Raw genomic sequence first — 13,596 nt, 5'->3', positions numbered from 1 at the left:
CGAAATCGTTGCAATTATACGATGTGCATAAGGTGCTATTGTGTGCAAAGTCAGTTGCAGATACAACCAACAAACCTGATTGAATAATATTAGTGGAGTCTTTCCGTGGTTCAACTCTCCGATAAAACACAGGCAATTAGCAAAGAAGAAGCGCTGCCTGGCCGCACTACCCCGATGCCGGTCGCGACACTTCACGCGGTTAACGGCCATTCGATGACCCACGTGCCTGACAACATGAACGTCGCCATTTTTGCGATGGGCTGCTTCTGGGGCGTCGAACGCCTTTTTTGGCAGTTGGACGGCGTCTACAGCACGGCCGCCGGCTACTCGGGTGGTTTTACGCCAAATCCGACCTACCGCGAAGTGTGCAGCGGCCTCACCGGCCATGCAGAAGGGGTACGCGTGGTCTTCGACCCGTCGATCGTGAGCTATGAACAACTGCTGCAAACCTTCTGGGAAAACCACGACCCGGCGCAAGGGATGCGTCAGGGCGGCGACATCGGCACGCAGTACCGCTCTGCCCTGTATGTCCTCAGCAAGGAGCAGCAAGACGCCGCACAGGCCAGCTTTGCGCGTTTTCAGGACGCCATGCGGGCCTCTGGAGATGTACGCCATATCACCACCGAGATAAGCGAAGCGCTGCCCTTCTACTATGCGGAAGACGACCACCAGCAGTACCTGTTCAAGAATCCCGAAGGCTACTGTGGGCTAGGCGGCATCGGCGTTTGCCTTCCTCCGCAGTTGACCCCTTAAAACGCCTATAGATTCAGCAGTGGCGATTACATCATTGCCACTGCTATACTATCCGGGCTGCATTCGCGGCCCGGTAATTACGTTTCTTGCTGTTATCTTGGCTTTTATCACCTTAAAGTGATTTTTCTATTAACAAAAACCAAACGGATTACCTTTCCCTGTCGGCCTTAATGCCGGTGTTAAACGGATAGATTATGTTAAACAGTATTTTACTGATTCTTTTACTCATCGCGATCAGTGCATTCTTCTCCTTATCGGAGATATCGCTGGCCGCTTCACGCAAAATCAAACTTAAACTTTTAGCAGATGAAGGAAACATCAACGCCGCTCGCGTACTTAAACTACAAGAAACCCCCGGCCTGTTCTTTACCGTAGTACAAATTGGACTTAACGCCGTCGCCATCCTCGGTGGTATCGTCGGTGACGCCGCATTCTCCCCGGCATTTCAGGTATTTTTTGGTAAATTCCTGTCTCCCGAGCTCGCCGATCAGGTCAGCTTCATCTGTTCCTTCGTGTTGGTCACCAGCCTGTTTATTCTGTTTGCTGACTTGACTCCGAAGCGCATCGGTATGATTTCACCCGAGATTGTTGCCGTTCGGATAGTCAACCCGATGCGTTTCTGCCTGCTCGTGTGCCGACCAATGGTCTGGTTCTTCAACGGCCTGGCAAACCTTATCTTCCGTCTGTTCAAGCTGCCTACCGTGCGTAATGACGACATTACCTCGGACGATATCTATGCCGTGGTGGAAGCCGGTGCGCTGGCCGGTGTACTGCGTAAGCAGGAACACGAGCTGATTGAAAACGTATTTGAGCTTGAATCACGTACCGTACCGTCGTCGATGACCTCGCGTGAAAGCGTGATTTACTTCGACCTGCGCGAAAGCGAAGAGAGCATCAAGGACAAAATATCCACTCATCCGCACTCCAAATTCCTGGTCTGTGACGGACAAATCGATCAGGTAGTCGGCTATGTCGACTCAAAAGACCTGCTGAACCGCGTACTGGGTAATCAGAGCTTGATGCTGAGCAGCGGCGTGCAGATTCGTTCAGCGCTGATTGTCCCCGACACCCTGACGCTGTCCGAAGCACTGGAAAGCTTTAAAACGGCAGGTGAAGACTTCGCAGTTATTCTTAACGAGTACGCGCTGGTGGTCGGCATCATCACCCTTAACGACGTGATGACCACCCTGATGGGTGACCTGGTAGGTCAGGGTATGGAAGAGCAGATTGTTGCCCGTGACGAGAACTCATGGCTTATCGAGGGCGGTACGCCAATCGAAGACGTGATGCGCGTGCTGCATATCGAAGACTTCCCGCAGTCCGGCAACTATGAAACCATCGGCGGCTTCATGATGTTTATGCTGCGTAAAATTCCTAAGCGCACCGACTTTGTGAAATTCTCCGGCTTCAAGTTTGAAGTGGTTGATATTGACAGTTATAAAATCGATCAGTTGCTGGTCACGCGCATTAGCGATAAACCGGTCGCTTCTCTGCTGCCGAAAACTGCCGAAGATTCAACAGCATAATATTGGCGGAGGTTGTTTGCATTATCAGCAACCTTCGACCACGCCCAATAAAAAAGGCCGCGATTTAATTGTGGCCTTTTTTATTCAACGTAAAAGCTATTTAGCATAAATGCTCTATTCCATAGAAAGCTGTATTAGCGTTTACGCTTCGAGCTGCAGATGATTAACCTGCTTGTTCACCTCAGACATCACGCTGAAGTGGCGCTTGTCGCGAATTTTTGGCAACAGGATCTTGCCTTGGTCAAACTCAAAAGCCCCGACGTCTTTGATATACAGACGGCCTCTGAACAACGTTTTCACGTATTTCGCCACAATCAGTGGGTTATAACGCTGGAAAATCCTCATTTTTTTTCACTTTCCTCCCTTTAAGTATCTCTCTTCCCGGACGGGTAATTGTTTAAACATCGTCCGAGTCCTACTGCTATTACACTGAATAGACCTAAAAGATAGCATTCAGTTCCCATCCAACCAGTCTAATTCACTACTTTTACACAGGTTGACGATACTGAAGTTCTCTTTCAAAACGCTGTGCAGTATATCCCTTCAATATGTACCGAATATGACAGCACATTAAGTTTTACCTATATTACAGCCCGAGACTATCAGACAAAATCCAAATTTCTGCTAAGGACAGCACATTGTTGACATTCCAACAGGACAGACCACTTCAAACAATCCTATGCTTAAGCCTTTCCGTGACCTGACCTGACCTTTCTCAGGAGAACACATGATTGTTAATCGTTTGTTAATTATAGCCTGCCTGTTTGCGCCATTTATGGCGTCAGCCCACATTTTAGAGATAGGGAGCCGTGTTCCAGCCGTTGGCGTTGAAGATAAAGGAGAACTTATCTACAGCAACGGCGAGTTCAGCTACAGCAACTGGAACAGCGCCAAACTGCCGGGCAAGGTGCGCATCGTGCAGCATATGGCGGGAAGGACCAGCGCCAAGGCGATGAACGCCTCGCTTATCGACGCTATCCGTCAGGATAATCTGCCGCGTGACCGCTACCAGACCACCACTATCATTAACACCGATGATGCGATTATGGGCACCGGCATGTTTGTGCGCAGCAGCATCGAAAGCGGCAAGAAAGAGTTTCCATGGTCGCAAATTGTGGTCGACAGCAACGGCGCAGTGTTGAAAGCCTGGAGGCTCGAAAGCAAAAGTTCGGCGATTATCGTGCTAGATAAGGGCGGTGTGGTGAGATATGCCCAAGAGGGTGCGCTGTCGCCAGAGGAAGTGCATAAGGTGATTGAGCTAGTTAATCAGTTAGTGAAGGAGTAAAGCCACCTCGTGGCGCTTTACTCCCCTTTTAATCAGGCCGGCTTAAAACAGCGAGACGCGAAATCCTGGGTTCAGGAACGATTCACGCGGTGTATAGGTCAGCGTCTGGCCCTGCCAGTCTGTGACGGTCGCACCGGCGGCGCTGGCTACGGCGTGGCCAGCGGCCGTGTCCCAGACCGAGGTAGGCCCGAAGCGCGGATAAAGCTGTGCCGATCCTTCGGCAACCAGACAGAACTTCAGCGAAGAACCGATAGTCACCGTCTGATGTTCACCCAACTGCGCCAGATAGTCCTGCAGTTCCTGATCACTGCTGTGAGAACGGCTCACCACCACCAGCGGCGGGTGAGCTTCGCGGGCGGTAATTTCAACCCTATCTCCGTTTTCTTCCTTCCATGCCTTACCGTCTGCCGCCGCGTACAATACGCCGGTAACGGGCACGTAAACCACGCCAAGGACCGGAAGCCCGTTCTCAATCAGCGCGATGTTAACCGTAAATTCACCGTTGCGTTTAAGGAACTCCTTGGTGCCGTCCAGCGGATCGACCAGCCAGAAACGCGTCCAGTTCTGGCGCACCGCCCACGACGGAGGATCTTCTTCGGAAAGCAGTGGCGTTTGTGGGTCGAGAGCGAGAAGTCCTTTCTTGATAACGTTGTGCGCCGCGATATCGGCTGCCGTTACCGGCGAGTCGTCATTTTTCTGCCGCGCATTCAGCGGTTGCTCGCCGTCATAGACTTTCATAATCGCGTCGCCTGCGTCGCGCGCGAGCTGGCAAATTTGTTCCAACATCATTCACCTCAGTTATTCTTTAATATTCTTACCCTATCAATAAAGCCTAGTTTTTTTTGGCGGGAATAGCTATCCCGTATTTGTATTATGTAATCCTCTGACGGAGCCAGTGCCATGTTTAAGCATCACCTGAGACTTTCTACGCTTGCCCTTCTCGTTGCCGCCGGTACGGCCAACGCGGTAACGGTGGATTTACGCATCATGGAAACCACCGATCTGCACAGCAATATGATGGACTTCGATTACTACAAAGATAAACCCACCGACAAGTTTGGATTAGTGCGTACCGCCAGCCTGATTGAGGCGGCGCGCGCAGAGGTCAAAAACTCGGTGCTGGTTGATAACGGTGACATCATTCAGGGCAGTCCGCTCGGTGATTACATGGCGGCCAAAGGCCTCAAAACCGGCGAGATTCATCCGGTTTACAAGGCCATGAACACGCTGGACTATGCGGTCGGCAATCTGGGGAATCACGAGTTCAACTACGGTCTGGACTATCTTCACAAGGCGCTAGCCGGGGCCAGGTTCCCGTACGTTAATGCTAACGTGATTGACGACAAAACGGGCAAGCCACTGTTCACGCCGTTTATCATTATCGACAAACAGGTCACCGACAGCGAGGGGAAAACCCATACCTTGCGCATCGGTTACATCGGATTTGTGCCTCCGCAGATTATGGTCTGGGACAAGGCCAACCTGCAGGGCAAGGTGACCGTTGCCGATATCACCGAGACCGCCAAAAAATGGCTGCCCGAGATGCGTAAACAGGGTGCCGACATTATTGTCGCCATTCCGCACTCAGGCCTTTCCGCCGAACCTTACAAAACTCTCGCCGAGAACTCGGTCTACTATCTCAGCCAGGTCAAAGGCATCGATGCCATCATGTTTGGTCACGCACATGCGGTGTTTCCGAGCGATGAATTCGCCAATATCAAAGGCGCAGATATTAAACAGGGCACCCTCAACGGCATTCCGGCGGTGATGCCGGGCATGTGGGGAGATCACCTTGGCGTGGTGGATCTGGTATTAAGCAACGACGCCGGTGGCTGGAAGGTGACCCACGCCAAAGCGGAAGCCCGGCCCATCTTCGACAAAATCAATAAAAAGTCGCTGGCGGCAGAAGATCCTAAACTGCTGAAAGTGCTGGCAGCGGATCATGACGCTACCCGCGAGTTTGTCAGCCAGCCGATCGGTAAGTCGACCGCTAACATGTACAGCTATTTTTCGCTGATCCAGGACGATCCCACCGTACAGATTGTGAATAACGCGCAAAAGGCCTACACAGAACACTTTATTCAGGGCGATCCTGATCTGGCCGATCTACCCGTTCTCTCGGCGGCTGCGCCATTCAAGGCCGGTGGCCGTAAAAACGATCCTGCAAGCTTCGTCGAGGTTGAGAAAGGTCCGCTGACCTTCCGTAACGCCGCGGATCTCTATTTGTATCCGAATACGCTGGTGGTCATGAAAGTGACCGGGCAGGAGGTCAAAGACTGGCTGGAGTGTTCAGCAGGTCAATACAACCAGATTGACGTCAACAGCAGCAAGCCGCAGTCGCTTATCAACTGGGACGGCTTCCGCACCTATAATTTCGACGTCATCGACGGCGTCGATTATCAGATAGACGTTACGCAGCCCGCACGCTTCGACGGCGAATGCAATCTCATCAACAAGAATGCCGAACGCATCAAGAATCTGACCTATCAGGGCAAGCCGATACGTTCCGATGCGGTATTTTTGGTCGCGACCAACAACTATCGCGCCTACGGCGGTAAATTTGCCGGTACCGGCGACAAACATATCGCTTTCGCTTCACCCGACGAAAACCGCGCGGTGCTGGCCGCCTATATTAGCGCTGAAACCAAAAAACACGGTGCGGTAACGCCAAGCGCAGACAACAACTGGCGTCTGGCTCCCATCAAGACAAAACTGCCGCTGGATATTCGCTTTGAGACGTCGCCGGACACCAAAGCCGCCGAGTTCATCAAGACCCAGGCCCAGTATCCGGTGACGCGAAAAGGCACCGACGCCGTAGGCTTCGCCATCTACCAAATAAACCTGCAAACCCAAGGCTCCTAAGCCCGATTGCGGCCAAAAAAAGGCGCCCTGGGGCGCCTTTTTTAAATTCTGTCGATCGCGGGGCGATTACAGGATTTCCAGCAGCTCAACTTCGAAAGTCAGTGCGCTGAATGGCGGGATAGATGCGCCGGCACCACGCTCGCCGTAAGCCAGGTTGTGAGGAATGTACAGCTCCCACTTAGAACCTACTGGCATCAGGGTCAGAGCTTCGATCCAGCCAGCGATAACGCCGTTTACCGGGAACTCTGCTGGCTCGCCGCGCTGCACGGAGCTGTCGAATACGGTACCGTCGATCAGTTTACCGGTATAGTGAACGCGAACACGATCCTGACGACCTGGGATAGGACCTTCGCCCTGCGTTATCACGGAGAATTGCAGACCAGACTCGGTGCTGGTCACGCCTTCGCGCTGTGCGTTGGCAGCCAGGAATTCCTGACCTTCAACGGCCAACGCTTCCTGACGCTGACGACGAACGGCATCGGCACGCTCGTGAACTTCGCGCAGTGCACGATGAACCACGTCAACGGGCACAGCAGGGGTATTCCCTTCCAGCGCATCGCGTAAACCTGCAAGAAGTGCATCAGGCTCCAGGCCTTCTAAACCAGATTCCTGCAGCTGTTGACCGACCTGCAAGCCGATACCGTAACTTGCCTGCGCTTCAACGCTGTCAAATGAAGGGGTTGTCATGGAATTTCCTTTAATCATAAAAAGTCGAAGACGCAGCATAACAGCGCAGGACTTTTGGGTAAAATGTTACGATAAAATTCGAGGTACAACGCCAGATTTCGAGTGATTAAGGGGATATCCTCGAATGCAGTTAAACAGCTATACTTAGGCCCATTAACACGCTGTATCTTTTACGTCTGATTTTATTGGCATTACGTGCAACAAGAGAGGTTGTCATGGGCAAATACCCGCCCAGGAGAAGGAAGGCCACCCGCATTTATCAACCGATGTTGAGATCCTGGATTTCGATTATGCAAAAGCCGTTGCAGAAGAAGAAACCCGAGACGGAAACAGAGGCAGACATCGCGCAGGATGAGGCCGTTGAAGCCAACGCGATTGAGCGCCCGGTAATGAAGCCAAGAGCGCCTACGCTGTTTAACAAGATTTGGCATCTCAGTGATGATTTTCACTGGATGGAGCCGCTGCCCTATTTCCACCGCCGCTGGATTATTGTCAGCGTTATCGTGGTGCTGCTTGCCTTGCTCTGGCCTTATTCGCCGGAGAATACCTATGCGCCTTCCGATCAACCGACCTCTATTCCGATGCAGGCCGATTTACGCAACGAACAGGGCCGCTCTACGCAGATGCAGCCTGACGATTCGTCTCAGCCGGTTGCTCAGAATCAGGGCAGTTGGAGAAACTATCAGATTCAACAGGGGCAGACGCTGGCACAGCTGTTCCGCGACAATAATCTGATGGTCAACGACGTCTTTGCGATGGCACAGGTGGAGGGGAACGACAAGCCGCTGAGCAACCTGCATGCCGGTCAGCAGGTGAGAATTCAGGTCAACGCACAGGGTGTGGTGACCGCACTTCAGGTGACCAACGATCAGAACAATACCGTCACCTTCAGCCGCCAGTCAGACGGTAGCTATCGACGTCTGCGTTAATCAAACGCGCCCTTCTCGCATCGCCGTATAAAACACGGTTTTTTAAAATGCAAAACGCCGGCACAAGGCCGGCGTTCTGACGGATTACTAAAGCGAATATTACGCTTCTGCAACCACAACTACAGTCAGCTTAGCGAATACATCGCTGTGAACCTGGAAGTCCACTTCGTGTTCGCCCAGAGTGCGCAGAACGCCTTCTGGCAGACGAACTTCGCTCTTAGCAACCTGAACACCGGCCGCAGTTACTGCGTCAGCGATGTCACGGGTGCCAACAGAGCCGAACAGTTTACCTTCGTCGCCTGCTTTAGACGCGATGGTAACGGTGCCCAGTTCGTTGATGCTGTTTGCGCGAGCTTCAGCGGCGCCCAGAACGTCAGCCAGTTTGGCTTCCAGTTCTGCACGACGTGCTTCGAAATACTCAACGTTTTTCTTGGTAGCAGGTACTGCTTTGCCCTGTGGTACCAGGAAGTTACGAGCGTAGCCCGCTTTAACGTTAACTTGATCACCCAGGCTGCCCAGGTTTGCTACTTTATCAAGCAGAATAACTTGCATTACCTAATCCTCTCTAGTCGTTAATGGACTGCGGCCGATTACTGATGACGATCAGTGTACGGCAGCAAAGACAGGTAGCGTGCGCGCTTGATACAACGAGCGAGCTGACGCTGGTATTTTGCACGAGTACCGGTAATACGGCTCGGGACAATTTTACCACTTTCGGTAATGTAGTTTTTCAGCGTAGCGATATCTTTGTAATCGATCTCAACAACGCCTTCCGCGGTGAAACGGCAGAACTTGCGACGACGGAAATAACGTGCCATTAGGCTAGTCTCCAGAATCTATCAATTCAATCTGCTCGGCATGTAACACCACCTTATTGAGCCCATTGCGACCTTGATGGCAGCTAATGAATCCAGTGACGGTGAGTTGCGTGCCGACCGTTATACTGTGAGTTAACACTTGTGACTGATGTCCGCTAACAACCACAGGCATTCTGCACCATGCTTGTCGGCTAAATCCGGCTTCCTGCTGCTGTGATCTGTGTTCTAGCACAAACTGACAGTGAGGAATGCCCGATGGACTGACTTTACGAATGGGGGTCTTGCACACTGTGCCAGACAACACCAGGCGATTAGTCGTCACAAAAATTACTCTTCAGAATCCCCAGCTTCAGAATCATCATTGGCTTCGGCGAAATCTTCACGACGCTCACGGCGTTCGTCTTTCGCTTTAACCATTGGTGAAGCTTCAGTTACCGCGTGTTTAGTACGCATAACCATGCTACGGATAACGGCGTCGTTGAAGCGGAAGTTAGTTTCCAGCTCATCGATCGCTTCCTGCGGAGCTTCAACGTTCAGCAGAACGTAGTGAGCTTTGTGCAGTTTGTTGATCGGATAAGCCAGCTGACGGCGGCCCCAGTCTTCCAGACGGTGAATCTGACCAGCAGCGTTAGTGATTACAGCACTGTAACGCTCGATCATGCCCGGAACCTGTTCGCTCTGGTCAGGGTGGACCATAAAAACGATTTCGTAATGACGCATAGAATTGCTCCTTACGGATTATTCAGCCTCCTGTCAGGGTCAGCCGTGGCCCATGGAAGCAAGGAACGTGTTATGTGTACGGCTGAAAAAATGACGCGCAATTATATGCCCGGGGAATAATAAACTCAAGGACCCAGGCTGATTAATTTTTCGACGTCGTTTGCTCAGCCGTTCTGGCGGCATTTACAGGTGGGAAGTAAAGAATTCGGTGGTTCGATTGGCAGCGTAAACCGTGACCTTGTGCGTGGCCTCCGGTTCGCTGATAAAGGTCAGATTCCTTGCTTGCCCGGCGTGCTCCAGGGCGTGCTTCAGCCGGGCGCTTTCGGCAAACGGCACCAGGTCGTCCTTCTCGCCGTGCCACACCAGTAGCGGCTTGCTGCCGACCTGCTCGATTTTATCGCTAACGTCGAGACTTAGCAGCTGCGCCGTTTGCCGTTCGAACTCATCGCGAGACCGCCCGCTCTCGTCGCCATACGATGGGAACAAATGGTCGGAAAGCGTGACGAAATAACCGGAGCCCATCAGGTTGGCCGCGGCCTTCACCCAGGGAAAGTGCACCAGTGCGGCCATCGTGGTCATGCCGCCCATCGACACGCCTCCCACGCCAAGGCGCTGCTCGTCGGCCAGACCTCGTGCCACAAAGGTCTCCTTAAGCAAGGCTAAATCGTTGACGTTGTTTTGCAGGATGCGCCAGAAATTATTGAACAACACGCGCGAGTCAGGTTCGGCGCGAGCACCGTGCATCAGCGCATCCGGCAGAATGACGCGATAACCGGCTTTCGCGAGATTGTAGCCAAAGTAAGCGTAGATCTCTTTCGACGAGGTGAATCCGTGATAGAAAAATACCGTTGGCAGTTTCTGATGATATTGCCCGGCGGGAACGGCGTGGATAATCTGAATCCCCTCGACGTTTTCCTCATGCATTTCAACCATCTCTCGCTCCTTAGATTTGCAGCCCTCTCAGGGTAAGGTTATCGCTATCCATTTTATCTGTCCGTGAAAATGCCACCACAATCTTTTGGCTATGTTTTATAACCATACTGCGGGGTATAAAAACAAAATGAGCCTTAGAAAGTCAAAATGAAACAATATCGCACTCGCTCAGATGAATGGGCAGGCGCTACACTGAAACAACGACTTAAGGGGATAAATTCAATGAAAATCAGCCTGCCGATTGTTAAGCGCTGCTTCGGGGCACTGGTCCTGCTCAGCGCATTGAGCGCCTGTAGCGTACTGAAAACCACGCCAGTCGCGCCGCCTCCACCGACCAGCAAGGCGCAGGAAGTGGTACGCGCACAAACCACTACGCTGACCAAGATAGGCAACGTGACAGCCAACGTCATCGGCAGTCCGATGGACGTGGAGCGCGCCATTCAGCACAAGGCGGATGCCGCCGGCGCGCACTATTATCTGATTCTGCTAATAAGCGACACCATTATGCCGGGCCGCTGGTATTCCGAGGCTATTCTCTACAAATAGCCTACTGAGCGCCTATTGCCCGCTCGAGAAGCTGCTGGCAAAGGCGTTCATCAATCTGCGTATCGCCGCGTTCGTCGAGCGTGAGGCGGCACCAGGCATCGGCCAGCGGCGGAGAGGAAAACTCCAGCATCTCGGCCGCCGCGTAGAGATTGAAGAGCTGACTGGCGATCGCTCGCCCCTGCGCCTCGTCTCCGCGTTTGAGCCGCTGCTGAAATTGACGCGCCGCCTTGTCGAACAGACGGTTCTGCCCGCGCACCTGATACAGCCGCTGCTGGACCTCTTCTGTCGCCAGCGGCATTTTCTTCAGGCTGCGCAGCACGTCGAGGCACATCACGTTACCCGAACCTTCCCAGATGCTGTTCACCGGCATCTCGCGGTACAGGCGCGGCAGCTCGCTCTCTTCGCAGTACCCTATGCCTCCCAGCACCTCCATCGCCTCAGCGACAAAGGGAATGCCCTGACGACAGACCTCAAACTTGGCGGCTGGCGTTAGCAGACGGCTTATGACCTGCTCGCGCCCGTCGGCAACGTTTTCCCGGGCGTGTGCGAGACGAAACAGCAGCGCGGTTTGCCCCTCAAGGCGCAGCGCCATCCGGCTTAGCACCTGACGCATCAGCGGCTGTTCTATCAAGGGTTTACCAAATACCTGGCGCTGGAAGGCATGATAGAGCGCGACCGAAAATGCTCGCCGCATCATACCGTGGCTGCCGAGGGCGCAGTCGAAGCGCGTGTGGCCGCCCATTTTAAGGATATGGCGAACGCCATCGCCCTCTTCGCCTAGCAGCCAACCCACGGCATCGAAAAACTCCACCTCGCTGCTGGCGTTGGAGCGATTACCCAGCTTGTCCTTCAGCCGCTGAATGCGCACGTGATTACGTTCACCGTCGGGCAAAATTCTTGGCAGGAAGAAGCACGACAGCCCACCTTCCGTCTGCGCCAGCACCAGATGTGCGTCGCTTTGCGGCACCGAGAAGAACCACTTGTGGCCCACTAGCCGATAAGGTTTGCCCGGCCCACGTCCTTCGATGGCCGTCGCGGTAGTGGTGTTGCTCAAGACATCTGAACCGCCCTGTTTTTCGGTCATGCCCATACCCATCAGCAGCCCACGTTTTTTATCACCAGGCAACAGATGGGCGTCGTAGCGATCGGAAAGCAGCGGCGTGAGCCAGGCTTTGAATTCAGCGGGGAGCGACTGTTGTAACAGTGGAATAGCACCGTGGGTCATGGTTATCGGACACAGCGTGCCCGCCTCAACCTGGGCATGCAGCAGGAAACGCGCGGCGCGCGCGACGTAGGAACCGATACGGGCGTCCTCCTCCCACGGCAGATTGTGTACTCGATTCGCCACCAGCCCCTGCATCAGCAGGTGCCAGGCCGGGTGAAATCGCACGTCGTCGAGCGGCTCGCCGGTTGGCTCAAAACGCAATAAGTCGGGGGGGTTGGCATTCGCCAGACGGCCCAGCTCCAGCGATTCGGCGGACCCGAGCTGCTGGCCTAGCGAGGCAAGCACATCGAGATCCCAGGCCGCATGCTGGCGGGCAACGGCTTCACGTAGCGCCGTATCAGAGAGGAATAAGTTGCTGTTGCTTAAGGGCTTGGGTTGATTAAACACCCGGTGAGTTTCCCAGTTCATCGCCACCTCCGTCATCCATAGCATCAGGATTCAGTATGATAAAAACTGACGAATTTACCGCAGAGTGGATCACAAACAGGGGAAACGCCCGCAACCGGGGAGGTTGCGGGAGAGGAATCAGGCGGGACTTAGCCTTTCGCTTTCACGGCACGCTGGCGTACGGCTTCGAACAGGCAAACGCCGGTCGCGACGGAAACGTTCAGTGAAGACACGGATCCGGCCATCGGGATGCTGATCAGCTCGTCGCAGTGTTCGCGAGTCAGACGACGCATGCCTTCGCCTTCAGCGCCCATGACCAGCGCCATCGGACCGGTCATTTTGCTCTGGAACAAGGTATGGTCCGCTTCACCGGCAGTGCCGACGATCCAGACGTTGTGCTCTTGCAGCACACGCAGCGTGCGCGCAAGGTTGGTCACGTTGATCAAAGGGACGTTTTCGGCCGCGCCGCTGGCGACTTTCTTCGCCGTCGCGTTCAGCTTGGCAGAACGGTCACGAGGAACGATAACGGCGTGCACACCCGCTGCATCGGCAGTACGCAGGCACGCGCCGAGGTTGTGAGGGTCAGTCACGCCGTCCAGCACCAACAGGAACGGTGATTCCAGGCTTTCCAGCAGCGCAGGAAGGTCGTTTTCCTGATACTGGCGACCTTCTTTAACGCGTGCAACGATGCCCTGATGGACCGCGCCTTCAGACTTGTCGTCCAGCCACTGACGGCTTGCCACCTGAATAACGATACCGCTGGCTTCGAGTTCCTCAACAAGCGGCTTCAGACGTTTATCGTCACGGCCTTTGAGGATGAACACTTCCAGAAAACGCTGGGGATCGTTGTCGAGTAAGGCTTTAACGGAGTGAATACCGTAAATAATTTCGCTCATGATGCTCTTTAAAATAATACTTTTTATGA

The 13,596-nt window shown here is 53.6% G+C and carries 16 protein-coding genes; 6 read left to right on the top strand and 10 right to left on the bottom strand.

Annotated features, from left to right (window positions below; translation table 11 throughout):
• Window positions 1-105 precede the first annotated feature (105 nt).
• Window positions 106-753 (top strand): peptide-methionine (S)-S-oxide reductase MsrA, encoded by a 648-nt coding sequence (gene msrA / locus O1V65_RS20815; protein ID WP_017492207.1) that lies wholly within the window; start codon window positions 106-108, stop codon window positions 751-753.
• A 194-nt stretch (window positions 754-947) separates the two neighbouring features.
• On the top strand, window positions 948-2,279 hold the full coding sequence (paeA, locus tag O1V65_RS20810; RefSeq protein ID WP_269129990.1) for a polyamine export protein PaeA: 1,332 nt from the start codon (window positions 948-950) through the stop codon (window positions 2,277-2,279).
• Window positions 2,280-2,420: 141 nt separating this feature from the next.
• Here the strand turns inward: paeA and O1V65_RS20805 are convergent, their stop codons facing one another.
• The gene (locus tag O1V65_RS20805) at window positions 2,421-2,624 is read right to left on the bottom strand and encodes a DUF1107 domain-containing protein (protein ID WP_017492205.1); all 204 of its coding nucleotides are present in this window, start codon (window positions 2,622-2,624) and stop codon (window positions 2,421-2,423) included.
• A gap of 382 nt (window positions 2,625-3,006) precedes the next feature.
• Here O1V65_RS20805 and O1V65_RS20800 point away from each other — a divergent pair, with 382 nt between their 5' ends.
• Window positions 3,007-3,564 carry a YtfJ family protein gene (locus O1V65_RS20800; protein ID WP_017492204.1) on the top strand — a complete coding sequence of 186 codons (558 nt, stop codon included), beginning with the start codon at window positions 3,007-3,009 and terminating at the stop codon, window positions 3,562-3,564.
• A 42-nt stretch (window positions 3,565-3,606) separates the two neighbouring features.
• Here the strand turns inward: O1V65_RS20800 and cysQ are convergent, their stop codons facing one another.
• Window positions 3,607-4,350 (bottom strand): 3'(2'),5'-bisphosphate nucleotidase CysQ, encoded by a 744-nt coding sequence (gene cysQ / locus O1V65_RS20795; protein ID WP_026110566.1) that lies wholly within the window; start codon window positions 4,348-4,350, stop codon window positions 3,607-3,609.
• Between the two features lie 114 nt (window positions 4,351-4,464).
• Here cysQ and O1V65_RS20790 point away from each other — a divergent pair, with 114 nt between their 5' ends.
• On the top strand, window positions 4,465-6,426 hold the full coding sequence (locus O1V65_RS20790; protein ID WP_269129989.1) for a bifunctional 2',3'-cyclic-nucleotide 2'-phosphodiesterase/3'-nucleotidase: 1,962 nt from the start codon (window positions 4,465-4,467) through the stop codon (window positions 6,424-6,426).
• 66 nt (window positions 6,427-6,492) lie between these two features.
• On the opposite strand, the gene fklB is transcribed toward O1V65_RS20790, so the two are convergent.
• Complete coding sequence (gene fklB / locus O1V65_RS20785) at window positions 6,493-7,113, bottom strand: BamJ family beta-barrel-assembly machinery protein (RefSeq protein WP_017492201.1); 621 nt, start codon at window positions 7,111-7,113, stop codon at window positions 6,493-6,495.
• A gap of 215 nt (window positions 7,114-7,328) precedes the next feature.
• Between fklB and O1V65_RS20780 the strand changes: the two genes are divergently transcribed.
• Entirely contained in the window at window positions 7,329-8,042 is a 714-nt protein-coding gene (locus O1V65_RS20780) for an OapA family protein (protein ID WP_192504192.1), read from the top strand.
• 99 nt (window positions 8,043-8,141) lie between these two features.
• Here O1V65_RS20780 and rplI read toward each other — a convergent pair whose 3' ends face one another.
• The 5 genes from rplI to yjfP form a co-directional block, all read right to left on the bottom strand.
• Entirely contained in the window at window positions 8,142-8,594 is a 453-nt protein-coding gene (gene rplI / locus O1V65_RS20775) for a 50S ribosomal protein L9 (RefSeq protein ID WP_017492199.1), read from the bottom strand.
• Between the two features lie 38 nt (window positions 8,595-8,632).
• A complete protein-coding gene (gene rpsR / locus O1V65_RS20770; RefSeq protein WP_002210155.1) occupies window positions 8,633-8,860 on the bottom strand; it encodes a 30S ribosomal protein S18 in 228 nt (75 codons plus the stop codon).
• 4 nt (window positions 8,861-8,864) lie between these two features.
• A complete protein-coding gene (priB, locus tag O1V65_RS20765; protein ID WP_081601410.1) occupies window positions 8,865-9,182 on the bottom strand; it encodes a primosomal replication protein N in 318 nt (105 codons plus the stop codon).
• Window positions 9,183-9,187: 5 nt separating this feature from the next.
• Window positions 9,188-9,580: a 30S ribosomal protein S6 gene (gene rpsF / locus O1V65_RS20760; protein ID WP_017492198.1), complete on the bottom strand. Its 393-nt coding sequence runs from the start codon at window positions 9,578-9,580 to the stop codon at window positions 9,188-9,190.
• A gap of 183 nt (window positions 9,581-9,763) precedes the next feature.
• Entirely contained in the window at window positions 9,764-10,513 is a 750-nt protein-coding gene (yjfP, locus tag O1V65_RS20755) for an esterase (protein WP_017492197.1), read from the bottom strand.
• 222 nt (window positions 10,514-10,735) lie between these two features.
• Here yjfP and bsmA point away from each other — a divergent pair, with 222 nt between their 5' ends.
• Complete coding sequence (bsmA, locus tag O1V65_RS20750; RefSeq protein ID WP_017492196.1) at window positions 10,736-11,059, top strand: biofilm peroxide resistance protein BsmA; 324 nt, start codon at window positions 10,736-10,738, stop codon at window positions 11,057-11,059.
• A gap of 1 nt (window position 11,060) precedes the next feature.
• On the opposite strand, the gene O1V65_RS20745 is transcribed toward bsmA, so the two are convergent.
• Window positions 11,061-12,692: an isovaleryl-CoA dehydrogenase gene (locus tag O1V65_RS20745; RefSeq protein ID WP_165428797.1), complete on the bottom strand. Its 1,632-nt coding sequence runs from the start codon at window positions 12,690-12,692 to the stop codon at window positions 11,061-11,063.
• 128 nt (window positions 12,693-12,820) lie between these two features.
• Complete coding sequence (rlmB, locus tag O1V65_RS20740) at window positions 12,821-13,567, bottom strand: 23S rRNA (guanosine(2251)-2'-O)-methyltransferase RlmB (protein WP_017492195.1); 747 nt, start codon at window positions 13,565-13,567, stop codon at window positions 12,821-12,823.
• Window positions 13,568-13,596: the final 29 nt, after the last annotated feature.

Origin of the sequence: Rouxiella badensis, assembly GCF_026967515.2 — a bacterium.
GTDB classification, from domain to species: domain Bacteria; phylum Pseudomonadota; class Gammaproteobacteria; order Enterobacterales; family Enterobacteriaceae; genus Rouxiella; species Rouxiella badensis.
The sequence above is the reverse complement of the archived record's forward strand: the minus strand, read 5'-3'. Positions and strand labels throughout refer to the sequence as shown.